Origin of the sequence: Oligosphaera ethanolica, from assembly GCF_030814695.1 — a bacterium.
In the GTDB taxonomy this organism is placed as follows: Bacteria; Verrucomicrobiota; Lentisphaeria; order Oligosphaerales; family Oligosphaeraceae; genus Oligosphaera; species Oligosphaera ethanolica.
This window is the reverse complement of the sequence record NZ_JAUSVL010000001.1, coordinates 3287406-3311799: the sequence shown is the minus strand read 5'-3', so window position 1 is coordinate 3311799 and position 24394 is coordinate 3287406. Positions and strand designations below refer to the sequence as shown.

22 protein-coding genes are annotated in these 24394 nt (G+C 60.8%); 6 read left to right on the top strand and 16 right to left on the bottom strand.

The genetic code is table 11. The features are described from left to right. The first annotated feature begins 51 nt into the window (after window positions 1-51). Entirely contained in the window at window positions 52-1815 is a 1764-nt protein-coding gene (locus J3R75_RS11450) for an amino acid--tRNA ligase-related protein (RefSeq protein WP_307261661.1), read from the top strand. A gap of 299 nt (window positions 1816-2114) precedes the next feature. On the opposite strand, the gene ylqF is transcribed toward J3R75_RS11450, so the two are convergent. The 8 genes from ylqF to tig form a co-directional block, all read right to left on the bottom strand. Beyond that, complete coding sequence (gene ylqF / locus J3R75_RS11445; protein ID WP_307261660.1) at window positions 2115-2999, bottom strand: ribosome biogenesis GTPase YlqF; 885 nt, start codon at window positions 2997-2999, stop codon at window positions 2115-2117. Beyond that, complete coding sequence (locus tag J3R75_RS11440; RefSeq protein ID WP_307261659.1) at window positions 2999-4207, bottom strand: hypothetical protein; 1209 nt, start codon at window positions 4205-4207, stop codon at window positions 2999-3001. Before J3R75_RS11440 ends, ylqF begins: the two co-directional genes overlap by 1 nt. A 495-nt stretch (window positions 4208-4702) precedes the next feature. Then, the gene (locus J3R75_RS11435) at window positions 4703-5125 is read right to left on the bottom strand and encodes a Minf_1886 family protein (RefSeq protein ID WP_307261658.1); all 423 of its coding nucleotides are present in this window, start codon (window positions 5123-5125) and stop codon (window positions 4703-4705) included. Beyond that, window positions 5125-5553, bottom strand: coding sequence for an HIT family protein (locus tag J3R75_RS11430; RefSeq protein WP_307261657.1), 429 nt, complete (start codon window positions 5551-5553; stop codon window positions 5125-5127). The genes J3R75_RS11435 and J3R75_RS11430 overlap by 1 nt, the downstream gene beginning before the upstream one ends. Window positions 5554-5632: 79 nt before the next feature. Beyond that, entirely contained in the window at window positions 5633-6622 is a 990-nt protein-coding gene (locus tag J3R75_RS11425; protein WP_307261656.1) for an N-acetylmuramoyl-L-alanine amidase family protein, read from the bottom strand. Between the two features lie 26 nt (window positions 6623-6648). Further along, window positions 6649-7896, bottom strand: coding sequence for an ATP-dependent Clp protease ATP-binding subunit ClpX (gene clpX, locus J3R75_RS11420; protein ID WP_307261655.1), 1248 nt, complete (start codon window positions 7894-7896; stop codon window positions 6649-6651). A gap of 74 nt (window positions 7897-7970) precedes the next feature. After that, window positions 7971-8585: an ATP-dependent Clp protease proteolytic subunit gene (locus J3R75_RS11415; protein ID WP_307261654.1), complete on the bottom strand. Its 615-nt coding sequence runs from the start codon at window positions 8583-8585 to the stop codon at window positions 7971-7973. Window positions 8586-8735: 150 nt separating this feature from the next. Beyond that, window positions 8736-10088, bottom strand: coding sequence for a trigger factor (gene tig / locus J3R75_RS11410; RefSeq protein WP_307261653.1), 1353 nt, complete (start codon window positions 10086-10088; stop codon window positions 8736-8738). 177 nt (window positions 10089-10265) lie between these two features. On the opposite strand from tig, the gene J3R75_RS11405 reads away from it, so the two are divergent. Beyond that, complete coding sequence (locus J3R75_RS11405) at window positions 10266-11411, top strand: KamA family radical SAM protein (protein WP_307261652.1); 1146 nt, start codon at window positions 10266-10268, stop codon at window positions 11409-11411. A gap of 244 nt (window positions 11412-11655) precedes the next feature. Here the strand turns inward: J3R75_RS11405 and J3R75_RS11400 are convergent, their stop codons facing one another. The 8 genes from J3R75_RS11400 to J3R75_RS11365 form a co-directional block, all read right to left on the bottom strand. Continuing rightward, on the bottom strand, window positions 11656-13014 hold the full coding sequence (locus J3R75_RS11400; protein ID WP_307261651.1) for a transposase: 1359 nt from the start codon (window positions 13012-13014) through the stop codon (window positions 11656-11658). A 2-nt stretch (window positions 13015-13016) separates the two neighbouring features. Further along, window positions 13017-13364 (bottom strand): HTH domain-containing protein, encoded by a 348-nt coding sequence (locus tag J3R75_RS11395; RefSeq protein ID WP_307261650.1) that lies wholly within the window; start codon window positions 13362-13364, stop codon window positions 13017-13019. A gap of 493 nt (window positions 13365-13857) precedes the next feature. Beyond that, the gene (locus tag J3R75_RS11390; RefSeq protein ID WP_307261649.1) at window positions 13858-15219 is read right to left on the bottom strand and encodes an RsmB/NOP family class I SAM-dependent RNA methyltransferase; all 1362 of its coding nucleotides are present in this window, start codon (window positions 15217-15219) and stop codon (window positions 13858-13860) included. Window positions 15220-15314: 95 nt separating this feature from the next. Then, window positions 15315-16196, bottom strand: coding sequence for a bifunctional methylenetetrahydrofolate dehydrogenase/methenyltetrahydrofolate cyclohydrolase FolD (gene folD, locus J3R75_RS11385; protein WP_307261648.1), 882 nt, complete (start codon window positions 16194-16196; stop codon window positions 15315-15317). A 113-nt stretch (window positions 16197-16309) separates the two neighbouring features. After that, on the bottom strand, window positions 16310-16936 hold the full coding sequence (bamJ, locus tag J3R75_RS11380) for a BamJ family beta-barrel-assembly machinery protein (RefSeq protein WP_307261647.1): 627 nt from the start codon (window positions 16934-16936) through the stop codon (window positions 16310-16312). Window positions 16937-17014: 78 nt separating this feature from the next. Next, window positions 17015-17533, bottom strand: coding sequence for a M15 family metallopeptidase domain-containing protein (locus J3R75_RS11375; protein WP_307261646.1), 519 nt, complete (start codon window positions 17531-17533; stop codon window positions 17015-17017). A gap of 21 nt (window positions 17534-17554) precedes the next feature. Next, window positions 17555-18760: an NYN domain-containing protein gene (locus J3R75_RS11370; protein ID WP_307261645.1), complete on the bottom strand. Its 1206-nt coding sequence runs from the start codon at window positions 18758-18760 to the stop codon at window positions 17555-17557. A 274-nt stretch (window positions 18761-19034) separates the two neighbouring features. After that, complete coding sequence (locus J3R75_RS11365; RefSeq protein ID WP_307261644.1) at window positions 19035-20825, bottom strand: phosphoenolpyruvate carboxykinase (GTP); 1791 nt, start codon at window positions 20823-20825, stop codon at window positions 19035-19037. 625 nt (window positions 20826-21450) lie between these two features. Here J3R75_RS11365 and J3R75_RS11360 point away from each other — a divergent pair. From J3R75_RS11360 to J3R75_RS11345, 4 genes are all read left to right on the top strand, one after another. Beyond that, window positions 21451-21942, top strand: a complete 492-nt coding sequence (locus J3R75_RS11360) for a YceD family protein (protein ID WP_307261643.1) — start codon at window positions 21451-21453, stop codon at window positions 21940-21942. A 56-nt stretch (window positions 21943-21998) separates the two neighbouring features. Next, window positions 21999-22187: a 50S ribosomal protein L32 gene (gene rpmF, locus J3R75_RS11355; protein WP_307261642.1), complete on the top strand. Its 189-nt coding sequence runs from the start codon at window positions 21999-22001 to the stop codon at window positions 22185-22187. Between the two features lie 129 nt (window positions 22188-22316). After that, on the top strand, window positions 22317-23339 hold the full coding sequence (gene plsX / locus J3R75_RS11350; RefSeq protein ID WP_307261641.1) for a phosphate acyltransferase PlsX: 1023 nt from the start codon (window positions 22317-22319) through the stop codon (window positions 23337-23339). A gap of 118 nt (window positions 23340-23457) precedes the next feature. After that, window positions 23458-24384 (top strand): ACP S-malonyltransferase, encoded by a 927-nt coding sequence (locus tag J3R75_RS11345; protein ID WP_307261640.1) that lies wholly within the window; start codon window positions 23458-23460, stop codon window positions 24382-24384. Window positions 24385-24394 lie beyond the last annotated feature (10 nt).

Here is a 24394-nt window from a genome sequence, read left to right as displayed (position 1 = left end):
CGCCATTGCCGGCAGCGCCCCACGTGCCGTAGCCCCCGCGAGACAGGCCCCATGAACATCACTTACTGGAATGAGCTGGCCGATCACTACCAGCGCGAAACCCACATCACCACCGACGATTTTCACTTCGGGCCTTTGCTGCCGGGCGACAAGGCCCTCGGGGTGCTTCCCGACAGCGTCGCCGGCCTGGACTGCCTGGAAATCGGCTGCGGGGCGGCGCAGAACTCGCTTTATCTGGCGCAACGCGGCGCGCGCTGCGTCGCCTGCGACGGCTCCGAGCAGCAGCTCAAGCACGCGCGTGGCCTAGCCAAGAAACTCGGCTGCCACCTTGAGCTGCATTGCTGCGACCTGGAAGAACTGCCCCTGCCGCCGGCACGACTTTTCGATCTTGTGCACAGCACGCACGCCCTGGCCTTCGCCGGCGATCAGCAACGAGCGATCCGGGCGTGGGCCGCACGGGTGAAGCCCGGCGGCGTCCTCCTCATCAGCACCGTCCATCCCCTTGCCGGCAGTGAATGGCTGGACATCGATGACGACAGCGGTATCTTCGTCAAAGACTACTTCCATCCCGCCGCCGAGGTCAGTGAAAGCGACCGGGGCAGCAGTGGCAGCAGTCGCGCCGAGCCCATCAGCGCCATCGTCCAGTACCTGGTTGACTGCGGTTTGATCATCGACCGCGTTCTCGAACCGACGCCGCCCGCAGCCGCCGGCCAAAGCCTGCGGGACAGCGTACCATACTGGAGCGCGGCCTGGGAAGAGCACGCTGCCGAACTGGCGAAGGTGCCTTACACGGTCATCTTCCGCGCTAAAAGGCCCGAGGCCACCGCAGCAGCGTTCGCGTTCGCGCCCACCGCACGCGCCAACGCGGACCGCTGTCTGGACCGTCCCGATCCCGCCGCCGCGGCGAGCGAACGGCGCGCATTGGCGGCGCGGCGCGACTCCCTGGCGGTCCGCGCGCGGGCCTTCCGGTCCATCCGCGACTTCTTTGCGCAGGCGGACTTCCTCGAAGTCCACACGCCGATTCGCATTCCCACGCCGGCCCTGGAGGACTACATCGACGCCGAGGCGGCGGGCAATCACTGGCTACGGACCTCGCCCGAGCTGCACATGAAACGCCTGCTCGCCGCTGGCTACGAGCGCATCTACCAGCTCGGTGCCTGCTTTCGCGCCGGTGAATCCGGCCAGCGGCATCGCGGCGAATTCACCATGCTCGAATGGTACCGCGCCAACGCCGGCTGGCGGCAGGTCCTGGACGACTGCGTCAGGCTCTTCCGGCAGGTCGCCCAAGCGGCCATCGGCACTCAGCAATGTCCTTTCCGCGGACAGATCATCGACCTGGCCGCGCCTTGGGAGGAAATCAGCGTCGACGAGGCCTTCCGGCGTTACGCCGGCGTCGATCTCGATCAGACCATCGCCGAGGGGCGTTTTGAGAACGTGCTAGTGGAAAAAGTCGAGCCGCAGTTAGGCATTGGCCGGCCGACTGTGCTGAGCGAGTACCCGTTGGCCTGCAGCGGCCTGAGCCAGCCCATACCGGGTCGGCCCAACCGCGTCGAACGCTGGGAAGTGTACGCCGCCGGCCTGGAACTGGGCAATGCCTGCAGCGAGCTGATTGATCCCGCTGAGCAGCTCCGACGCTTCCTCGCCTGTGCGAAGCTCCGCGCGCGCGAAGGCCGCGAGGTCTATCCCATGGACCAGCCCTTCCTCGATGCGCTGCGCAGTGGCATGCCACCCAGCGCCGGCGTCGCCATCGGCGTCGACCGCCTCGTCATGCTCCTCACCAACGCCAGCGACATCGACCAGGTCAACGCCTTCTGAACACCGCCGCGAGCCCACAAAGCATAGGTAGAGCCTGTCCGACAAGCATAGTTGGGTTTTGCGAGGGGGAGGAAAGGGCCATTGGCCCTTTCCTCCCCCTCGCGCTCCCCCACCTATCCCTTTTCGGCTCAGCGCCTTGCGGCAGAGGGCTCGGGCCGGACTTTTCACTGCTGCTTTCGCTGAAGACACGGCAATTGTATGGCTAAAGAAAGGCCCAAGCACGCTTACGACAGGAAAATATCGTTTTCGGACGACCTCTAGGTAAATGAGCCCGCAAAGGAGCCTGCGCGCTTGGCGCCCTACTCCGTGTCGGCGGGCATTTCGAAGGTGAAGCGGCCCAGGCGGCCCTGCCGGTAGTCTTTAATGAAGGCCACGGCGGCGCGATCATGGTCCGGGACGCCACCGGTAAGAAGCAGCCCGCGGCGGGCGGCGATGGCGTCCAGCAACACGGTGATGCTCTCCGGGAAGGCCGTCAGCCCCAGCGGCTCCCACTTGACCACGGCGGCGATACGGCGCAGCTCCGACCAAAGGAATTCCGCTAGCAGGGTTGGCGGGATCAGTTCTTCCTTGAGCGAGCCAATCAGCGCCAGCATGAGCTCGTGGCGTTTGTTTTCGATGCGCGGCCAGAGAATGCCCGGGGTGTCCAGCAGTTCGACGTCGTTATTGATGCTGATCCACTGGTTCTGGCGGGTAACGCCGGGCTTCGGGCCGACCTGTGCCTTGTTGCGGGCCAGGAGGTGGTTAACCAACGTCGACTTGCCGATATTGGGAATGCCGCTGATCATGATGCGCGCCGGCCGCGTCAAGGCGCGGGTCGCGCCGCGCTCCGCGCGCATCTGCTGCACGAGCTGACGCCAGAGCTCCGTCAGCTGACGCACGCTCGCAGTTTTGCGCGCATCAAAAAACTGTATGCGCTCGCTCTGGCGGGCAAAATACGCCGACCAGGCCCGCGACGCCGCCGGACTGGCCAAATCCGCCTTGTTCGCCAGCAGCAAAAACGGCCGGTTGGTGAGGATGGACCGCAGATCGGGATTGCGCGACGACAGGGGCGCCCGCGCGTCAATCAACTCCACCACCAGGTCCACCAGCTTCAGGGCGTCCTGCATCTGCCGGCCAGCCTTGAGCATGTGGCCAGGATACCAGCCCGTCAGTGGATACTGCGAAAAGTCAACCTGATTTAGCATCAGCCTCGATCCTGTCGGAAACCAGAGATGGCGCCCATCGCGGCCAGCGAGGGCAGTTCATTCCATGGCGAAGGTTGGGGAATCTGCAAAGTCCAGTCGTCGCCGAGGGTCTGGCGAGCCCAGGCGGAAAAGTTCAGCAGGTCCTGGAGGTCCCAGTGCATGGTGGGCTGCCGGCGTTCGCAATGGGAGCCGTCGTGGCACAGGCCGGGGGTCATGCCCAGCAGCCGCAAGGTGCCGCCGTTGTGGGCGGCGGCAAGCTGACGGATCACCCGTTTCGCCATCGCCACCGTGGCTTTGCTGCTCCAGCAAAGCTGCGGTAGGCGCTCGCCCGACGCGCTCAGGCGGTAGGCCGTCGGCACCATCGCCGCCGTGCCGAAATCAATGCTATAGGCGCCGCGCTCGCCAGACGCCCCGCGGAGGTCGACGCCGCCGCCATTCGGCAGGAAAGCCAGCGGCTGCAAGGGCGGCGCAGCAGCGGCCACCGCCGCGCTCGTCGTCAATGCCGGTGCCGACCAAGCCAGCATGGAGCAAAAACGGTAATAGCGCACCTGCGGTTCCACGCCGGCGCCGGCGGGCATGACCTGCCGGTAGCAGAGCAGCTCGTCGTCGCTGACGCGCAGTGAGTACTGCATCTGCGTCGGCGCCACGCCCAGCCCGTAATGCCAGCGCCACAAATCAAAGCCGGTGGAGTATTCCACCCGCCGACCAGCGCGGTCTTCGAAAATCATTGACAGCGGCACCTCGCGCCAGGTGATACTTTTGCCGGACTGCAGCTCGCGCCAGACCGGCGGCGCATCGCCGTCGGCGGGCAACAACAGCAGCATGCGCCGCCATTCGCCAGGCAGCCGCAACACCGAGATGGCCGCGCCGAGCTTGCTGTCGCCGCGTCCCCAGTGCAAATCCACCGTGATCCGACCGCAGTTGCCCGCATAACGGATGATCTGCCGGACCGAATGCTGGACCTGCTGACCATAATGCCCCGCGCTCTCAAATACCGCGCTGCCGCTTTTGTGGAAGGCCCGGCTTTTTTCCAACACCAGCGTATCAACGGCGGTCGCATCCGTGGCCGCCAGAAAGCTGTGGAGCAGCTCGTGGCCATCCACGCAAAGATGCCGCGGGCCATTGGCGGCATCCACCGGATGGCGCAATGACCAGCCCGCACTGGGGTACTCGATGGTGAAATCCGTACTTGGCGTACTTTCTGTCATCAGTTCATGTCCTTCCAACCCGACGGCATTACGCCCGGGCTATTCAAATTAATAAGTTAATGTGCGAAGTTTTGTGATGAAACTTGTTGTGGCCAATCGGTAATTCCTTGTGACAATGTGACCGATACTCTTCTTGTGCATAAAGAATTACTCGCAACTTGCTTCTTATTAATCGCTTGCGCATGAATTTGCCCCGTAGGGGCACCACCATGCTTAACCCCAGGCTTCAGCCTGGGGTCAGGTGGCCTATCGAAATCAGTGCCTCGTAGAGGCACTACAGTTCCTAAGTCTTGGTTGATAATTATCTGTAATCGTCTTCAGATTGTGTTTGTCAGGCAGTCAGTAGTGCCCCTACAGGGCACAATTGGCGGGAGAGCTCTTTTCCCCAGGCTAAAGCCTGGGGTTAAGCATAGTTAAGCGCCTACGGCGCAGGTTAAGGATGCAAAACCACTGCGGCAAATTTCACTTTCTATCACGAGATTGTGCACATTACCATTAATTAACATCAAGCAGGGGCAGTTGCGGCTTGGGGCCGCGGGCGACAAAAGGCTCCACAAAGGCCGCCGTAAAATCAAAAACGTCCGCAAAATCGCTCTTGGCGTCATTGGGGCTGGTGCCCAGGAGGCCCACGTCGGCGAGGTTGAAAACGATATCGCCAAAATCGTCACTGCGGGTGACATTCCACGACTCCAGCACGTCAATGGCCAGCGGCCCGTATTTCTGCAGCAGCAGCTTTTTCGCGATCATGAGCAATTCCTGGCCGCTGATATGCTTGGCGATGCCTGTCTCGCCCTTGCTGCGCAGTTCCTGGGTCGCCCGGCTCACCACCTCCTCGATGAAGAGGTACGCCTCGACCGGAAAGCGCCGGTCCTTGGCCAAAACCTGCTGCAGCCGCGCCCGATGTTCGTCGCTCTCCATTACGCTTTCACCTTGGCTGAAATTTCCGTCGCCAGCGCCTGCATCGCGGCCGGGCCGTCGTATTTCTTGGCGGCGGCCTGAATGATGACGCCGTCGTTGACAAAACGCGGCAGGATGTGCAAATGGGCGTGGGGCACGACCTGGCCGGCCACCGCGCCGTTGTTGAGGAAGAGATTGAAGCCCTCGGCGCCGGTCGCCCGCATGATCGCCGGCGCGACCCGCGCGGCCACGCTCATCATGTGCGCCAGGTACTCCGCCGGCAGCGTCGTGACGCTGTGATGGTGGTCCTTCGGCACAACCACGCTATGCCCGAAATTGAACGGCGCGATGTCCAGAAACACCAGCACGAGATCGTCTTCATAGACCTTTGCGGAGGGTATCTCGCCTTTGATGATCTTGCAGAATACGCAATCGTCTACCAGTGACATGATCAGCTCTCCTTTCGTTGTCCCGCGAGAAAGACGACTCAGTTTGCGGACGTCGCACCTGTGCCGCCGCCGTACGCCGTTACTTGCCCGGCACCAGCGGCGCCGATGAATTGCGGTAGAGATTCACCGCCTCCACTATAGCGTCGGCGATCTGCTCCTGACGACTGACCTGCAGCAGCCGCGTCCGCTCGCCGGCGTTGCTGATGAAGCCCATCTCAACGAGCACTCCCGGACAACTCAGCTCACGAATCACATAAAAGCGTTTCCGACGCACGCCGCGATCCGTCGCGCGGGTCTTCTCCAACAGCTTCTTTTGCGTATAAAAACTGAAATAGGCGTTTTCCTTGCAGTATTTATCTGCGGGACAGGCCGTTTTTTCGACTTTGCTGGCGCCGGTCGCCGGCGTCTGCTGCGGCGTGGCGGCAAAGACTTCGATGCCCGACACGCTCGCCGCCGCCGAGTTGCAATGCAGGCTGATAAAGAGGTCGGCCTTGACCCGCGCCGCCAGCTGTGGCCGCTCGGCGAGTGTGATGAACTCGTCTTTGCTGCGCGTGTAGCTGACCTTATAGCCCTGCTGCTGCAGCTTCCGCCCTAGCCGCAGCGCGACCTGCAGATTGATGTCCTTCTCGCGATGCTCACCACAGATGGCGCCGACATCCTTGCCGCCGTGCCCGGGGTCGATGACAACATGCCGGACCTGTCGTCGCGGCAGCGTGCCAATGCGCATGACTGGGTCAAGGATCTTCGAGAGGTCCAACGACGCCAGGAGATACTCGTCGCCGCTCTTGCGCAAGGGAAAGCCCGCGTACACCTTCACGCCATTGAGCGTGAACTCGCGGCTTTGAAAGGTGAAGGCGATGGTCGAGTACTGCGAACTCAACACCGCCTCTTTAGCGCCGGGACTGTAACGCATGCCATAAAATGCCGCAATGTCCCGCAGATAAAGATATTTTACCCCGCCCTGCTCCACAAAGCGGATATTGGGCTTCTTCGCCGTCGCGGCGTCGGACAGGGGCAGGATGAAAATTGACAGCACGAAGATGAGCATGCCACGACAACATGTCCTCATCTTCGCCTCCATAACGGGAATTGCCCTCAAGTCAGGCGGTCAATCATCGTCTCGTCCACGACTAGCTTGGGCTGCTTGGGCACTTCGGGCAGATTGTACATCACGTCGAGCATGATGCCCTCCAAGATGGTCCGCAAGCCCCGCGCACCCGTGCCTTTGAGCACTGCCAGGTCGGCAATGCGGCCAATGGCACCCGTGGTAATCTGCAGTTCGACATCTTCCATCGCAAACAACGCCTGGTACTGCTTGACCAAGGCGTTCTTAGGCTCGGTCAGGATGGTTATCAGATCTTCGCGGCTCAATTCGCGCAGGGCCGTAACCACCGGCAGGCGGCCGACAAACTCGGGAATCAGCCCGAAGCGGAGCAGATCCTCGGGCTCAACCCGGCTCATCATGTCCTGCTTGCTCTCACTACTAGGCTCCACGTCATTCTTTTCCAGATTCCGGGCAAAGCCCAGCATGCGCTTGCCGATGCGCCGCTGAATAATCTGATCAAGGCCGACAAAGGCGCCGGCGCAGATGAACAGGATGTTCGTCGTGTCAACCTGGATGTACTCTTCCTGCGGGTGCTTGCGGCCACCCTTGGGTGGGACATTGGACACCGTACCCTCTAGTATCTTCAGCAGGGCCTGCTGCACCCCTTCGCCAGACACGTCGCGCGTGATCGACACATTCTCGGAACGCTTCGCAATCTTGTCGATCTCGTCAATGTAAATGATGCCCACCTGCGCCTTCGGCAGCTCGTAGTTCGCCGCCTGGATCAGCCGCAGCAGAATGTTCTCGACATCGTCGCCCACGTAGCCGGCCTCGGTCAGGGTCGTCGCATCGGCAATCGCAAATGGCACATTGAGCTTCTTGGCCAGGGTCCGCGCCATCAAGGTCTTGCCCGAACCCGTCGGCCCAATCAGCAGAATGTTGCTCTTCTCAAGCTCCACATCCTGCGACATCGCCGCGTGATCACGCAAATAACGCAGGCGCTTGTAGTGATTGTAAACCGCCACCGACAACACTCGCTTGACGGCGTCCTGACCAACTACGTAGTCGTCCAGATGCTTCTTCATCTCGCTGGGCTTGATCACCTCCGGCACATAATACTTGGTCGGCTGGCGCTTTTCGCGGGGCGCTTCCATAAACACGTCGTGACACACCTCGACGCAGTCGTTGCAGATGAAGGCGTCGCCCGACGGCGCACTGATCAACTGTTTGACTTCAGCACGCTCACGGCCGCAGAATGAGCAAAAGGCCTGTGGTTCTGTTTTTTTTGACCTAGCCATAGAATCTAAATTTTCCCATAATTCGTCAGTACTACGCCGGTGTTGCCGGCAAGAGTCGCCCCATCAGGGCTTGCTCAGCGGCGTGACGGCATGACCTGATCAACCAAGCCGTAGTCCTTGGCTTCGTTGGCCGAGAGGAAGAAATCCCGCTCGCTGTCTTTGCGCAGTTGTTCGGCAGTCTTACCGGTGTGCTTGGCCAAAATGTCATAAAGGACCGTGCGAATGCGCAGGATTTCCTGCGCGTGGATGTCAATATCCGCCGCCGTGCCTTCGTAGCCGCCGGACGGCTGGTGGACCAGGATCCGCGCGTTCGGCAACGCAAAACGCTTGCCGGGCGCGCCGGCCGCCAGCAGAATGGCGGCCATGCTCGCGGCCTGGCCAACGCAGTAGGTCCGCACGTCGCAGCTGAGCATCTGCATGGTATCGTAGATGGCCAGACCGGCCGACACGCTGCCGCCGGGGCTGTTGATGTACAGCTCAATGTCTTTTTTCGGATCCTCGTTCTGCAAAAACAGGAACTGCGCGACCAGCAGGTTGGCGACCGTGTCGTCCACTGGCGTGCCCAGCAGCACAATGCGGTCCTTGAGCAGCCGCGAATAGATGTCGTACTGCCGCTCGCCATGCCCCGTCTGTTCCAGCACGAAAGGCATGTAGAGGTTGTTTCGTGGCGATTCGCTTATCTTAGTCATTCCTGTTTCTCCTGTCATATCCTTACAGCCAACGGCAGCCAGCGTTGATCAGCGCCTGGCTGCCGAAAAGCCCGAGTCGCCCGCGCCGCGGTGGCGTCGGGCCAACTCATGCCAACTCTAGAGTGTCCGTCTCTCGCCGCAGCGACGTGCTCACGCCTGCTCTTTGGCGGCGTCAGCGGCGGGCACTTCGGCGACGTCGGCCCACTGCACGAGCTGGTCAACGGTCTTGGTTTCGGTCAGGCTGGCGATCAACCCGGGAATCTGGCCGTTCTCCTGCATGCGCTTGATCATGACCTTCGGGCTGACCTGCTCATAGCGCGCAAAGTAGCTCACCATCGAGCTGATCTCGCGGTTGTCAACGGTGATATTTTCAGCCTTGGCAATGGCTTCGAGAACGTAGTGACGGCGGAGCTTCGCGGCGGCTTCGCCCTCGGCCCGCGTGGCCATTTCCTGGCTCATCTCGCGCAGCTCTTCGGGCTTCTTGCCAGCACGTACGGCCTCGTCGTAGTACTCTTTCAGCAGGCCTTCTTTCTCCTGCTTGAGCGTGGTCGGCGGCAGGGGAAAATCAAGACCGCTGAGGAGGGCTTGCACCAGCTGCTCGCGCAGCTGCTGGTCGCGGTTGCGCGTCTCCTGACTCTGCAGATTGGTCTTGACCTTGTCGCGCAGATCGGCGACGCCCTCGGTACCGGCTTCCTTTGCCAGCTCGTCGGTCAGCTCCGGCACCTGCCGGCCATGCACTTCTTTGACGCTGAAATGATAGGGCAGGCTCTTGCCGGCCAGGCATTCCTCGCGGTAGTCCGCCGGAAAAGTCAAAGTGACGTCCTTTTCGTCGCCGGCGCTGACGCCGACCAGCGCGGTCATCACGCCCGGCAGCATCTCCGGTTCGCGCAGGACCAGCCAGGTATTCTCGGCGGCAACGACGTACTTGGCTTTCTCAGGTACTTCCAGGCCTTCTGGCAGCTGTGCCTGGTAGCTGACCTGCAGCATGTCCTGCTGCTCTGCCGGGCGCTCAACCTTCGCAAAAGATTGGCGTGACTGCAGCCAGTTGCTGATGAACTCATCGACCTGCTCGTCGCCAATCACCACGGCTTCGCGGCTCAAATGCAGGCCCTTGTACTCCGGCAACGCAATCTCGGGGATGTACTCGCACTTGACCGTGAAGGCGAAAGGCTGGCCAAGCTCAAAACTCAACTTTTCCATGTCCACCACTTCGGGGCTGGAAGCCAGATCGAGTTTCTCTTGCTCGGCCATGCCGCGGTAACCCGCGCTCACCAGCTGCTCAAGAGCCTCCGCCTTGATCTCTTTCTCATAACGGTTCAGCAGCAGCGTCCGCGGGATCTTCCCCGCGCGAAAGCCCGGCAGTTTCACCTGTTGACCCAATTTCGCCACGACACTGTCGTAGATTTTCTGAACCCGCTCCGGTGGCATCTCAACGCTGACTTCGCAGCAGCAAGGCGCAGTTTCCGTACGCGTGACATTCAAGGTAAGGGTAGAATTATCCACAGTTACTCCTCGGCAAACTCACTCATTTGATGGTGTAAACCACTAAAGGCTCTTCCATATTCCCTGCCAAACAGGCAATTTCCTGCTAGGGGGTGTCGGAAAAAAAGAAAAAATACTATATTACGCCATGACCATAAATCCAGAACTGCACGAAAAAACTCCGCTTGCGGCGTGGCCATGTCCACGCACCCGCCCGCCCTCCCCGAATACGCCCTCATGACACATCCATCCCGCCTTTATTCCGAGGTTCCGGCAACCGACTGGGCCGACTGGCAGTGGCAGCTGCGCCACGCCGTCGCGGCCGGCGCCGACCTTGCCCAGCAGCTGGGCCTGTCCGTCCACTGGCAACGCTCCTGCGCTGAGGCGCTGCGCCGCTACCCACCCATGGCGACGCCCTACTATCTTAGCCTCGCGCACAGCGCCTCGCCTGACGATCCGATTCTGCGGCAATGCCTGCCCCATCCCGATGAACTCCACGACGCTCCCGACGCCCGCCCCGACCCGCTGGCTGAAGAACAAAGCTCGCCCGTGCCCCGCCTCGTGCACCGCTATCGCGACCGCGCACTCTTCCTCTGCTGCAGCTCCTGCGCCGTGCGCTGCCGGCACTGCATGCGCAAACGCCATTGGCATGACGCCCTGCCGCCGCCAAGCGCCGCCGAGCTGGCCGCTGCCGTCGCTTACCTGCGCGAACACCGCGAAGTCCGCGAAGTGCTGCTCTCCGGCGGCGACCCGCTGACACTGTCAGACGACGCCCTCGGCGGCATCCTCGACGCCTTTGCGGCCGTGCCGCAGCTGGAGGTCCTGCGCATCGGCACGCGCGTGCCGGTAACGCTGCCACAACGCATCACCGCCGATCTCTGCGCCATGCTGGCGCAAAGTCCAAAGACCTTGTGGATCGCCACGCACTTCAACCACCCATGGGAACTGAGCAACGAAGCCGCCACCGCTGCAGACCGCCTGCTCAAGGCCGGCGTGCCGCTGGTCAACCAAAGCGTGCTCCTCCGTGGCATCAACGACGACGCCGAGACCCTCCGCCTGCTCTTCACCGGCCTGCTGAAAATCAAGATTAAGCCCTACTATCTCTTCCATGGCGATCCCGTCGCCGGCACGACTCATTTCCGCACTGGCATCCGCAAGGGCCTGGAAATCATGGACCAGCTCCGCGGCAATACCAGCGGCCTCGCCCTCCCCGCCTTCGCTATCGACCTGCCCGACGCCGGCGGCAAAATCCGCCTCGAACCCGACTGCGCCGCCGGTTGCGACAGCGAGGGCGCGCCCCTGTTCCGCAGCTACAACGGCAACATCGTGCCATACCCCAACTGATAAATGCCATTTTCATCGCAAATCGATTTGCCTGGCGTTTTGTGCTTCAACAAAACGTAATCGGTCAGTGACCACCCCGGTGGGGAAAACCCCGGGGACAATTTGCAGGAAACCCACGGCCCGCCGCCGCCCAGCCATTCGACCTTGATTTCCGCCGACCTTTGTGGCAGCGGAGTCATAGCGGGCCCAGAGTAGCAGCGGCTTCCAGCCGCTGTCTGGACTTTGGACAATCTTGCACGGACTCCTACGCAACGTCCGGTGCTGATTTTTTTTCCTCCGCCAGCTCGCTTTGCATCAAACGCACCAGATCGCGCAGGGATGGACGGGTGACCGGGTCGTTTCGCCACCGTTCTCGCGTTGGGAATGCCTCGTTTCGCTTGTCATCGTAGAGTCGTATGCTTGCCAGAAGCAAAGCGGCATAGCAAGCCGACATGAAAGCGGGCACTTTTGCTACTGAATCTTTGTTCCACACCTGGGCTTTGCCAATGCCAAGTATTGCTTTCTGGTCTCGAAAGCTGACTTCGATCTCCCAGCGAAGCAAGTAAGCCCTTATGGCCTGTTCGATCGTGATCTTGTTTATGGCACCGGTTACGACCAGGAAGGCAGGCTGCCGATAGAGAGTGCGCCCCTTCTTGGTCAAACGATAGGGGAAAGGCTTAATGACTATGAGGTTACAGGGCTGATCGTGGGTCGCACCCGGCCACCTGACGTTTTGGACGCACTTGTAATGCACGGCAAGTTTACGTCCGTGCTTGAATACCTCCATGGTCCGCGTTCCGTAGTTGTCGCTGGCAAGAATATCCTTGGGTGAAGGCAGACGTTGGCCGTACTTGCGATTGCCTTTGCGTTGTTCGGGGCAAAGAGGCTCGACAAGGACCGTGTCCTTCCTCGCTCGCGCGACGATCACGGTGTCGTGAGGAGGATCAGTCAGGAAACAGCTGTTGGCAAAACTGCCGTCGGCGCTTTGGATAAGGACACGGTCGTAACCGCCAGGTATTGCGTCGATTGCCGCACGAAGGGCAACAAGCTGCTGGCGACCGCGCACACTCATGTTGTGCTTTTTCTTCTCTTCCTTCAGTATCTGTTCCTCCTCCTGACTTGTCACTTTTCCAGCCTTGACCGGTGGGGTGTGTCTGAACGCCACGGGTACGGCTCGACTGGAGTTGGGATCAGAGCCGTGGCACATGATGGTCGTTTCCAGATAGCGCTGGCCAATGACCAGATTGACATGAAACGGGGGGCTGATAGGGTCCCGGGCGTAAGCAGTACCGGGGATTTTCTTGCCGGTCTTGCGCACGAGCGTATCGTCGATGGCGGAAATGATGGGGTTATAGACTGGACAGAGACTGATGGCCTCCTGGATAATGGGCACGAATATGCCTTCACAGTCCCATTTACTCCGGGAGAAAAGTTTATAGAACGCGCTCCAGTGGAACACCATATCTAGAAAGTTAATGGCGCTGGTTATGGTTTTTGGATGACTGGCGCCCAAAAGGCCGATGCCTATCGTGACAAATCGCTTTCGTGACCGAACATCCTTGATGCTCACGCTCAGTGTCGCCAAAAAGGCACGCAACCACACAAGCAGCGATTTGTTTTCCATGGTTACTCGTCCTCCTCTTGATCCAGCAGTGCAAATTCGTTGCGTCCTGTACGCCGGAACGTGTGTCCGTCGAGAACCTTCTTGGTCATCGCCGACACGATGGACTCGCGACGCAGCTTCACGCCATGGCGCTTCTGCACGCGGTCAAGGATCTCGTTGATGTGAAGAGGCTCCCCAGCTTCTCGGAGTATATCGCTAACTAGTAACATGTTAGATATTTTTCCGGCTGCCTTTCGGTTTGCTTCCAGGCGACCGTCCAAACCTTTGGCCGAGCGCAGGGCCTTAAGACCGGATTCGAGCATTGTTTCCAAGACATTACAGAGATCGTTGCTGCTGATTTCTTTTGCCATACCCGTAGCCTTTCCTTGTTGTGACCAGACACGCCAGCATTCAAGCTACGGGTAGCATAATACGGAGTAGGTAGAATGCAAATTCATTTTTAGATTTATTTTTAAACAAAAAAAATTGTCCAAAGTCCAGGCAGCGGCTTCCAGCCGCTGTGCGCACGGCTCGTGCGGCGGGGGAGACGGGCCGGGTACGGTCGGCGTGGATGACGAGGACGGTACAATGAGCCGTCTTGTCGGAGTGGGCGAGACGCCCACTCCACGGCCGCGAGACGTAATCGGTAAGTAACCATCCCGGTGGTATTTGAGCGCTGAAAGCGCGAAACATACCAGCCCAGGGCAAGCACGCTGAAGGCGTGCGCCGCCCTGGGTAACGCGCCACATAAGACCGTGTTCCTCGGCCTCTTTGCCCCCAGTCGGCGAAGCTGACTGGGGGCAAAGAGGCAATGGAACTGTATTGCGCTTCTTCAGCTGACAGAGGAAGCTCTTCAGCTGCGTCCTATTTCCGGCGCATTTTCGCCATGAACATCGCGTCGCAGTCGCCATCCCATGGCCATAGCTGCTGCATGCCATCGCAGGCCACGCCGGTAAGCGGGCAGCTGTAAGGCACCAGTTCGAAATCCGGGTGCTGCTCCAAAAATAGCCCGACGAGGTCCTGGTTTTCCCGTTTGAACATGGAGCAGGTCGCGTAGACCAGGGTGCCGCCAGGCATCACAGCGTCGGCGGCATTGGCCAGCAGCTTCGCCTGCAGGGCGTTGAGTTCAGCCACATCGGCCGCCGTGGTCGTCCAACGGCCATCGGGATTGCGCCGCCAGGTCCCGGAGCAGGAGCAGGCAGTGTCCACCAGCACGCCATGAAACAGCTTGCTGTAGCGCGGCACATGGACGCCCTGCCACTCTTTGTAGCGAATATTGGGGAATTGCGCCCGGCGGGCGCGCAGCTTCAAGTCCTGAAGCTTGTGCAGGCGGATGTCGGTGGCCATGACGCTGCCCTTGCCGCCCATCAGCCAGGCCAGATGCAACGTCTTGCCACCGCCGCCGGCACAGGCGTCCCACCACTGTTCGCCGGGTTGCGGTGCACAGACCTGCGCCACCGTCTGCGACGCCAGATCCTGGACTTCAAAACGGCCTTCGCTAAAGGCCGGCAGGGTCCGCAGATTCACGCCGCTGAAATGGATGCACAACGAGGACTTCATCAGCGCATGCCGCTCGACCTTGATATCCGCCTTGGCGAGCTCGCCACAGAGGCGGTCCACATCGCGCGTCTGCGCCCGGAGCCATACCGGCGGCCGTTTCTGCAGCCATTCGATCAGCTCCGACAAGGGCCGCGGGCAAGCCATCTCGTCCTGGCTCCATGCCGGCAGCAGATCCTCTTCCGCAAACGGCGGCAAGGTCGCGCCATCGGCAAAAAAGCCTTTCAAGCAACGCCGGCGCTCGCGCACCGGTGAGCCGGCGACGGCGTCCTTGATCCGCTGGCGGGGAATCCCGGCCTGGTACAGCCACCAGCTCGCCGAAGGCGGCAACTCACCGCGGCCATCCAGAAACCACGCCGCCGCAAAGCAGCCGTACCAACGATGCAGGGACAGCGGCAGCACCTCGGGCGCGCCAGCGGCCAAGGCGTCCACAAACTCCGGTGGCGCCAAATGGCGCAGCCAGCCCCACCAACGCAGCACCGAAAAGAGCGTCTCGCTGATGATGCGCCGGTCACGAGCACCCAGCTGCCGGTTCTGATAAATGACCGCCGCCAGGCTGCGGTCCGCAGGGCGTTTCTCAAGCAGGGTCTTGCCGAGGACCTCGGCAACCACGGTCGCACAGGCACGCGAATGGCCCTCAATGCGTTTCGACGGTATTTCTGAACTCACAAAATTCCTCGCTGTCTTGAAAAAACAGGCTGATATGACGCCCTGAAAAAAGCATTCTCGTCAGGCCGCGCCACCGCGACGCGCCGCGTTCGTCCTCAGCGCCGGCGTTTGGCGGCTGCGACCGTATTATGCAACAACATGGTGATGGTCATGGGCCCCACGCCACCGGGCACCGGCGTGATCAACGACGCCTTTTCCTTCACCGCCGCGAAATCCACATCGCCGACCAGCCGGTAGCCGCGCGCCGCGCTCGGGTCCGTCACGCGGTTGACGCCGACGTCGATGACCACCGCGCCGTCGCGCACCATGTCGGCCGTGATCGTCCCCGGCCGGCCGGCCGCCGCGATGACCACGTCGGCCCGGCGGGTGTGCTCGGCCAAATTCCTCGTGCGAGTATGGCAGACCGTCACCGTCGCATTGCCACGCCGGCCCTTCTGAATCAGCATGTTCGCCAACGGCTTGCCGACAATGTTGCTGCGACCGACCACCACGACTTCCGCGCCGTCAAGCTCCACACCACAACGTTCCAGCAGCACCAGCACACCGTGGGGCGTACAGGGCAAAAATCCGTCCTCGCCAATCACCATCCGGCCGACATTGACCGGATGGAAGCCGTCGACGTCCTTGTCCGGGTCAATCGCCATAATCACCTTCGCCTCGGAAATGTGCTTCGGCAAAGGCAACTGCACCAGAATGCCGTGGATGCGGTCGTCCTTATTCAAGCGCGCAATCAGCGCGAGCAGTTCCGCCTCGCTGGTTTCCGCCGGCAGTCGATTGTCGTCTGAAAAAATACCGACCTCGTGACAAGCCTTTTCCTTCGCGGTAACATAAGACGTCGACGCCGGGTCACTGCCCACCAGCACCACGGCGAGTCCGGGCACCACGCCCGTGGCGGCCTTCAAGGCCGCAACCTCGGCCTGCAATTCCGCCCGGATAGCCGCCGAGACCTGCTTGCCGTCGATGATTCTTGCAGTCATACACCATTCCTCGTTCGTTGCTTGTTCTTGTTGGAGATCACCCGGCGCACCAAAGGGACCGGCCGGAATGCCCCGGCCGGCCCGCGCTCACAAAACAGTCGCCGTCGCTACGCTTAGACTACCGCCAGCAGTTCGACCTCGAACACCAGCGTCGAATTCGGGCCAATGACATTGCCCGCGCCTTGCGCGCCATAAGCCAGTTCTGGCGGAATCGTCAGACGCGCCTTACCGCCGACCTTCAGCAGCTGCAGGCCTTCCGTCCAGCCGGCAATCACCTGGTTCAACGGAAACTCCGCCGGCTCGCCACGGCTGTAGGACGAATCAAATTCCTGCCCGTTGAGCAGCTTGCCACTGTAATGGACGCGGACAGTGTCCGTCGCCTGCGGCTGCGCGCCAGCGCCCGCTTCGATGATCTCGACCTGCAGGCCGCTGGCCGTCACGGTCACGCCGTCCTTCTTGGCATTCTCGGCCATGTAGGCAGCGCCAGCGGCGACATTGCCGGCGCCGGCGTCCTTGGCTGCGGACTCCTGCTTGCTCTTGAGAGTCTTCTGCAGCTCTTCCATCAGCTGGCTGAATTCCTCGCGGCTCACTTTTGGCGGCGTGTCCTTGAGCATGTCGAGCATGCCGGCCAGCAACGCATCGGTATCGAGTTCGATCGGCAGGCGTTTCATGGACATGCCGACATCCAAGCCGAGGCAGTAGCTGGTCTTCTGGACGCTGGTCGTCAATTCTGTGCTCATGATCTTCTTTCTGATTTTGCCGGTTGCGCCGGCGGCGTTCATGCCGCTTCAGGCAACCGGCAGCCAATGGCTCCGGGGCTACTCCCGCACTATCGCAGTCGGGACATCGTGATGTGACGCATGAATGCAGGACAGCCCAAACACCTCTTCGTCCAGCGTCTGAAAACCATGCTGCGCCAAAAGCGCCAGTAAAAAAGGCAAATCGCGGCCGGGACGGGCGATATCCACCGCGCCGCCCGTCAAGTGGCGGGAAATATAACCCTCCTGCCGCTGACACAAAATCCGATAGGCATCTTCTTCACTCAGCGCGCCGCCTTGGCGTTCACGGGTGGCGACCAGCTCGCGAATGTAATCCGGATAGCCATTACGGCAGTACATGCCTTCGAGCTGCTCGCGGCTAAATCCAGCCATCAGCGCCGCACAATGGCGCAGGCTACGCCAGGCCGAGGTCACCACCAGCTCTTCGCCGGTGGCGTCCCAATAGGCCGTCGCCACGGCCTGCAAGGCCTCCCGCAGACGCTCATGCAGCCGCGCAACATTGTCCAGATCGCAGCTGCAGCGCAGATGCCGCCATGGTCTCGTGAGTTGCTCGGTCATGGTCCAGTCCTCCTGCGCGTTTCAGCGGCGGCTCTTCAACGCCTGCAGGACCTGCTCATAAAAGTCCAGATGGCCGGCGACATCGTCGGGATGCATCAACTCGGCCATGGCCTGCGCCGTGAGCTCTGGGCGCTCGGTGAAGGCCTTGTGGAACAAACTAGCATAATAGCGCAGGAGAAAGTCCTCCTCATTGCGGACGCTGCGATGCAGGCACAGCTGCCGTTGCTGCATGGCCTCGTCAGCCGTATCGGGATTCTCCCAAAGGCAGGACCCGTAGAGCAAGGACAAAATCGTCCCGTACCAGGTCCGGTCGTCGATATCATGTCCGGGATCCATGCCGTTGCGCAGTTCCTCGCCAAGAAACACGGCGTTCTTATCCGCCAAGGCGGTGTAGATGTCATGCAGCACGCGGTCGCGGGTGGCGCTGTCGAGAATAAACCAGCGCGTCGCCCGCAAATAGTCCTCCAACGCCTGCGCCGATGGCTGCCGACCGACCGCTTTGCGGCTGGCGACCCACTGCACCCGCAGGCCATCGCCCATCGGGACAAGCTTGACAAAAGGCGCAATACTGCGCAGAAAATCCTCCATGTCGTGATTGCCGTAGGCGGCCGGCGAAAAGTCCGGCAACTGCCGCGTCAGCTGCTCGGTCAAGGCCGGCAGTGAGCAATCGCGGCTACCGAGGATCTTGCGTAAGGCGTTGATCACGGGCGTCTTGTCCAACAGGGTCTTCGCCTGCAGGCGCAGGCCATCGCTGCCGTAGTAGATGTATTCGTCGCAATTTTGGATGAGGGTATTGGCGATGGTCCCTTCCGTGCCCAGCCCGACGACCTTGCGGCCGGTGGCCTTCAAGCGGCTGATCAAGGGCAGAAAGTCCGCATCGCCCGTCACCAGCACATACATGTCAATGGCCGGATAGTGCAGGACGCAGTCCATCGCTTGCAAGACCAGAAAAGTATCCGCGGTGCTCTTGGCGTTGTAGCCGACGCGGACGACGTGCTGCATCTCCACGCCCGACCGCATCAAATCCTGCCCGTACTTGCGAAACTTCGAGTTGCTCCAATCCGCAAAGGCCTTCCGATACACCACCCGACCGTAGTGCTGCTCCAGAAAACGAATGATGTCATCCATCGCAAAAGGCCGTTCGACATCCGGCTCGTTGTTCTCAAGCCCGATCACCAAATTCTCAAAATCCATCAATAAGGCAATCTGTTGTTCTCGTTTTTCCATTGTTTGCTGTCCAGGCCCGGTCCGTGCGCCGGAGGCATTGCCGCCACTGCCGTTCCGAGGTGTTTTTTTTGTAGGCTGTAGTTATGCGTTGGGGCTTTGTGCCGGTCACCGCCGCTCTATCGGGTCAGTGCCGTGGCCGCCAGCGCAAGTTATTTTTTGCAGAGTCAGCGGTAGCAGGTCAGGTTTCGCCGCCGCCCGTCGGAAAAGCGACGGCGGCTGGTCAGCCAAAAACCGACCAGCCGCCTGGAATACTCTCAGCGTCGTCCAAAGACGATTAGCCAAGGCGCTTCTTCAGCTCGTTGAGCTGCTTGGGCAGTTCCGCGGGAAGACGATCGCCGAACTTGGCGAAATGCTCTTCCATCTGGGGCAGAACGGCCTTCCAGCCTTCGACGTCGACGCCGAAAAGCTCGTCAATGTCAGCCTGTGGCATATTGAGGCCCTTCAGGTCGAAGGTCTTCGGGTCGGGCAGCAGGCCAATGGCGGTCTCTTTCGCGCTGACAGCGTTGTCGCAGCGGTTGAAGATCCACTCCAGAACGCGGCTGTTGTCGCCAAAGCCCGGCCACATGAAATGGCCGTCAGCACCGCGGCGGAACCAGTTCACATAGAAGATCTTCGGGAGCTTCGCACCAGGCTTGTTGCCGATGTTCAGCCAGTGCTTGAAGTAGTCGCCCATGTGGTAGCCGCAGAAGGGCAGCATGGCGAAGGGATCGAAACGCAGCTGGCCAGCACCACCACGGGCGGCGGCGGTCATCTCGGAGGCCATGGTCGCGCCCATGAACACGCCGTGTTCCCAGCTCTTGGCTTCGTTCACCAGCGGCACAACCGTCTTGCGGCGACCACCAAACAGGAACGCGCTGATCGGCACGCCCTTGGGATCTTCCCATTCCGACGCAATCACCGGGCACTGACGAGCAGGCGACGTGAAACGCGCGTTGGGGTGAGCGCCCTTGCGGCCACAAGCAGGCGTCCAGGGACGGCGAACCCAGTCAACCAGCTCGCTGGGACTGTCGTCGTGATCTTCCCACCAGACTTTGCCGTCCAGGGTGATGGCGCAGTTGGTGAAAATCGAATTGCCGGCGTTGATGGTGCGCATCGCATTGGGATTGGAGTGCATCGAGGTGCCAGGCGCCACACCAAAGAAGCCCGCTTCCGGGTTGATCGCATAGAGCTGGCCGTCTTCACCAAACTTCATCCAGGCAATGTCGTCACCGATGGTCTCGACCTTCCAGCCGGGAATCGTCGGTTCCATCATAGCCAGGTTGGTCTTACCACAGGCACTCGGGAACGCCGCGCCGACAAACTTGACTTTGCCAGCCGGGTTGGTCAACTTCAGAATCAGCATGTGCTCGGCCATCCAGCCTTCGTCATGAGCCTGCACCGAGGCGATACGCAGCGCAAAGCACTTCTTGCCCAGCAACGCGTTGCCGCCGTAACCAGAACCAAAGGAAATGATCTCGCGAGTCTCCGGGAAGTGCGTGATGTACTTCTTCTCCATCGGGGCACTCGGCCACGGCAGGTCGGCTTTGGCGTCCTCAAGCGGCATGCCCACCGAATGCACGCACTTCACAAACGGCGCGCCGGCGTCAATCTTGCCGATAATCGTGTCGCTCACGCGGGTCATGATGCTCATGTTCACCACGACGTAGGCACTGTCCGTCAATTCCACGCCAAACTTCGCGATCGGGGACTCCACCGGGCCCATGCTGAAGGGAATGACATACAAGGTCCGGCCCTTCATGCAGCCCTTGAAGAGAACGTCAAACTCAGCCCGCATGTCGGCAGGAGCACGCCAGTGATTCGTCGGACCCGCATCTTCCTGCTTCTCGGAACAGATGTAGGTGCGCTCTTCAACACGGGCCACATCGTCTGGATCCGAACGGCAAAGATAGGAATTCGGCGGATTGTTCAGTTTGATGAAGGTGCCAGATTTGACCATCTGGTTGCAAAGCTCGTCATTCTGCTTCTGCGAACCATCGCAAATCACCACGGCGTCCGGTGTGGTCAGATCCACCCACTTCTGCAGCCACGACTTCAGTTCGACATTCTTGATGTCAGTCATTTGCATGTTACGTCTATTCCTTCTTTGTGGTTCGGGTGATTGGCCTGGCAGAGTATCATTCACTCGCGGACACTGGACTACCATGTGGCCTTCAAGGAAGTCTTAAATATAATCTCTTGTATAGGAAAATTCCAGTTCCGCCGGAACGATTCACCGCATTTTCACGTAATCGGTCACCCATTGAGAATTGAGCCATAGAGCTTCTGGCTGAGTCAAACGCGCCCGTTTCCCTGGCCGCGAAGCGGCAGAAGCGCTGAAAGCGCGAAACATACCAGCCCAGGGCAAGCACGCTGAAAGCGTGCGCCGCCCTGGGTACAACGGCGACCATGTTCGTGTTCCTCGGCCTCTTTGGCCCCAGTCGGCGAAGCTGACTGGGGCCAAAGAGGCAATGGAACTCACTTGCTTACCTGGGATTGACATCGGCGGCATGCCTGGCCGCCATTATCAATGGCTGACCGATTACCCCCCCGCCGGTTGCAGCAACAAAGAAAATTGCCCTTTCCACACCTTAGAATTATATTGATGTTTTGGACAACGCCCGCTGAGCAGCACTTTCTCACTTGCCGCGAGCCAGCACCCCGGCGTTTTTTCCGCGCCCCAATCAGTTTTCTGCCAACGGAGCACCCGCGCCATGGGCGAGACAGCCGTTCTGACATACCAGGTTACCAATCTGCCCAGCGAAGGCGTCACCCTCAAGGGCAGCGTGCCTTTTGCCGCCGTCGATATTGACGCCGACGAGCGCTTCTCCTACCCCCAGCCGCTCTTCTATGAGCTCAAACTCACGCCACTGGGCCCGGACGTCCTCGTCACCGGCAAACTACACGCCGTCATTGGCTGCGTCTGCGATCGCTGCGACGGCATCGGCGACCTCGCCGTCGCCACGGACGACGTCTGCCACCGCTACAAGAACGTCATCGGCCAAGTGCTGGATTTGACTGCGGATATCCGCGAGGATATATTAGTCGTTTTTCCGCATCGTTATCTCTGCAGCGAATCCTGCCAGGGCATCTGCCCCGGCTGCGGCCAGAACCTCAACCAGGCCCCCTGCCGCTGCGGGGATAAAAAGGCGAACGCCGCCAAGGGCCCAAACCCCTGGAGCGCGCTGGACAACCTGAAACTGTAAGTTTTCTTTCGCATAGTTTGTATTCGTTTCATCTTTTCAGTTGGAGTGTAAGGACCATGGCTGTTCAACAAAGCAAAGTCAGCAAACGCGTTGTTCGTATCCGCAAAGCGGCAAACAGATATGAAGGCGTGCAAGTGACCCTCTGCACCGTCTGCGGCAAAGCATGCCTCCCCCACCGCGTCTGCAAAAAATGCGGCAGCTACGACGGCAAGCAGGTCATCACCGTCGCCAACAAACAGGCTTGATTGTCGCCCAACGCCGACGTCACAGCAACTGTGCACCGTCATGACGTACCACTGCGGCACAATCAGTAGCATCACATCGCCAACGGTCATCCTTCGGGATGACCGCTTCGTATAGGGGCAAGTCCACACATGAACACCATACATATCGCCGTGGATATTATGGGCGGGGACTTCGCCCCGGCGGCCATCGTCGAAGGCGTCGGCGAAGCCCTGGATCTCTTTGGGGACAAATACCACCTGCACCTGGTCGGCGACCCCAAACCAATCGAAACGGAACTGCGTCGCATCGGCAAGTGGGGCGACAAACGCCTGGAACTCGTCCCGGCTAGCCAGGTCGTCGATATGGGCGAACACCCCGTGTCGGCCGTGCGCCGCAAGCGTGACGCGTCCATCAACGTGGCCATGAACCTCGTCCGCCAGAAAAAAGCGGCGGCAGTCTTCAGCGCGGGCAACACCGGCGCGGCCGTGGCCGCAGCCTACTTCAAGTGGTCCATGATACCCGGCATCGAACGCCCAGGCATCGCCACGGTGTTCCCCACCGAAAAAGGACACTTCCTGCTCCTGGACGCCGGTGCCACCGTCGACTGCACGCCCCTCAATCTCCTTCACTACGCAGTCATGGGCAGCATCTACTCCCAGACTATTCTGCACCACAAGAATCCCCGCGTCGGCCTGCTCTGCAATGGCACCGAGGAAGGCAAAGGCAACAAGCTCACCCAGGCGGCCTTCCAGCTCCTCAGCGAGGCCAAAAACCTCAACTTCGTCGGCAACGTCGAAGGCCATGACCTCTTTTCCGGCGCCGTCGACGTCGTCATCTGCGATGGCTTCGTCGGCAACGTCGTGCTCAAAAGCTGCGAACAAATCGCAGTCGCCCTCGGCCACATGGTCAAACAACAGATCATGCAAAAACTGCGCTGGAAAATCGGCGCCCTCATGGCCAAAGGCGCTTTCATGGAATTGAAAAAACGGACGGACTACGCCGAGGTCGGCGGCGCACCGCTGCTCGGTGTCGCCGGTGTCTGCATCATCGGCCATGGCATCTCCAACGCCAAAGCCGTCCGCAACGGCATTCGTTCCGCCGGCGATTTCGTGCGCCTGCGCGTCAACGAGACCATCGCTGAACGTATCAAAGCGATGCCCAACAACTCCTGAGCCCCCCCCGCATCGTTCCAGAAGCACGCCTACACGCGGCAAGGGGCTCGCGACACGCCACCGCCCGGCTCGCGCAGCAGCGCTAACCTCGCCGGCACCAGCACAAGGAGCATATCCCATGCCCCCAAAACGCATCGCCTTCATGTTCGCCGGCCAGGGCGCCCAAACCCCAGGCATGGGCCGCGATCTCTATGACGCGTCAAAAGCCGCCCGCGCGATCTTCGACCAGGCCGACGAGGCCCTCGGCCGCGCCATCTCGACACTCTGCTTCCAGGGCAGCACAGACGATCTCACTGCCTGCGCCAACTGCCAGCCGGCCATTCTCACCATGTCTCTCGCCGCGCTCGCAGCCCTGCAGGAACGCGTCGCCGTCAAGGCGGATATCTGCGCCGGCCTCAGTCTCGGCGAATTCGCCGCGCTCTACGCCGCCGGCGTCTTCGCCTTCGCCGATGTGCTTAAGGTTGTCGCCGAACGCGGCCGCCTCATGGACCTGGCCTGCCAGCAAAGCCAGGGCGGCATGGCCGCCATTATCGGCGGCGAACGCGACGTCATCGAAAAGACCTGCGCCGACTGCGACGTCGACGTCGCCAATTACAACTGCCCGGGACAGATCGTCATCAGCGGCGCGGTCGCCCCCCTGCAACAGGCGATGGCAAAGCTCGCCGCGGCGGGCTACCGCGTGGTCGCCCTGCAGGTCGCCGGCGCCTACCACTCGCGCCTCATGGCACCAGCCTGCGAGCCCTTCGCCAAGGTCTTAGCCAACACGGTCTTGCAGGCCCCGTCCTGCCTGGTCGCACAAAATGTCTGTGGCGCCCTGGTCAGCGCTCCAGACGCTATCCGCACCAATCTCTGCCGCCAGATCAGCGGCAGCGTCCGCTGGGATGAATGCTCCCAACTCATCCAACAGCACGCCGACCTCGCACTCGAATTCGGGCCCGGCGCCGTGCTCAGCGGCTTCCTGCGCCGCAGCAACCGCGCCTACCCCGTCGCCAGCGTCAACAGTGACAAGAGCCTCGACGCCGCCTGCGCCCTGCTCGCACCCTAAACGCCAGTTC

Coding starts and splice junctions, on each gene's coding strand:
- J3R75_RS11450 (WP_307261661.1), top strand. CDS start 52: ATGAACATCACTTACTGGAATGAGCTGGCCGATCACTACCAGCGCGAA.
- ylqF (WP_307261660.1), bottom strand. CDS start 2,999: ATGCTAAATCAGGTTGACTTTTCGCAGTATCCACTGACGGGCTGGTAT.
- J3R75_RS11440 (WP_307261659.1), bottom strand. CDS start 4,207: ATGACAGAAAGTACGCCAAGTACGGATTTCACCATCGAGTACCCCAGT.
- J3R75_RS11435 (WP_307261658.1), bottom strand. CDS start 5,125: ATGGAGAGCGACGAACATCGGGCGCGGCTGCAGCAGGTTTTGGCCAAG.
- J3R75_RS11430 (WP_307261657.1), bottom strand. CDS start 5,553: ATGTCACTGGTAGACGATTGCGTATTCTGCAAGATCATCAAAGGCGAG.
- J3R75_RS11425 (WP_307261656.1), bottom strand. CDS start 6,622: ATGAGGACATGTTGTCGTGGCATGCTCATCTTCGTGCTGTCAATTTTC.
- clpX (WP_307261655.1), bottom strand. CDS start 7,896: ATGGCTAGGTCAAAAAAAACAGAACCACAGGCCTTTTGCTCATTCTGC.
- J3R75_RS11415 (WP_307261654.1), bottom strand. CDS start 8,585: ATGACTAAGATAAGCGAATCGCCACGAAACAACCTCTACATGCCTTTC.
- J3R75_RS11405 (WP_307261652.1), top strand. CDS start 10,266: ATGTCCACGCACCCGCCCGCCCTCCCCGAATACGCCCTCATGACACAT.
- J3R75_RS11400 (WP_307261651.1), bottom strand. CDS start 13,014: ATGGAAAACAAATCGCTGCTTGTGTGGTTGCGTGCCTTTTTGGCGACA.
- J3R75_RS11395 (WP_307261650.1), bottom strand. CDS start 13,364: ATGGCAAAAGAAATCAGCAGCAACGATCTCTGTAATGTCTTGGAAACA.
- folD (WP_307261648.1), bottom strand. CDS start 16,196: ATGACTGCAAGAATCATCGACGGCAAGCAGGTCTCGGCGGCTATCCGG.
- bamJ (WP_307261647.1), bottom strand. CDS start 16,936: ATGAGCACAGAATTGACGACCAGCGTCCAGAAGACCAGCTACTGCCTC.
- J3R75_RS11375 (WP_307261646.1), bottom strand. CDS start 17,533: ATGACCGAGCAACTCACGAGACCATGGCGGCATCTGCGCTGCAGCTGC.
- J3R75_RS11370 (WP_307261645.1), bottom strand. CDS start 18,760: ATGGAAAAACGAGAACAACAGATTGCCTTATTGATGGATTTTGAGAAT.
- J3R75_RS11365 (WP_307261644.1), bottom strand. CDS start 20,825: ATGCAAATGACTGACATCAAGAATGTCGAACTGAAGTCGTGGCTGCAG.
- J3R75_RS11360 (WP_307261643.1), top strand. CDS start 21,451: ATGGGCGAGACAGCCGTTCTGACATACCAGGTTACCAATCTGCCCAGC.
- rpmF (WP_307261642.1), top strand. CDS start 21,999: ATGGCTGTTCAACAAAGCAAAGTCAGCAAACGCGTTGTTCGTATCCGC.
- plsX (WP_307261641.1), top strand. CDS start 22,317: ATGAACACCATACATATCGCCGTGGATATTATGGGCGGGGACTTCGCC.
- J3R75_RS11345 (WP_307261640.1), top strand. CDS start 23,458: ATGCCCCCAAAACGCATCGCCTTCATGTTCGCCGGCCAGGGCGCCCAA.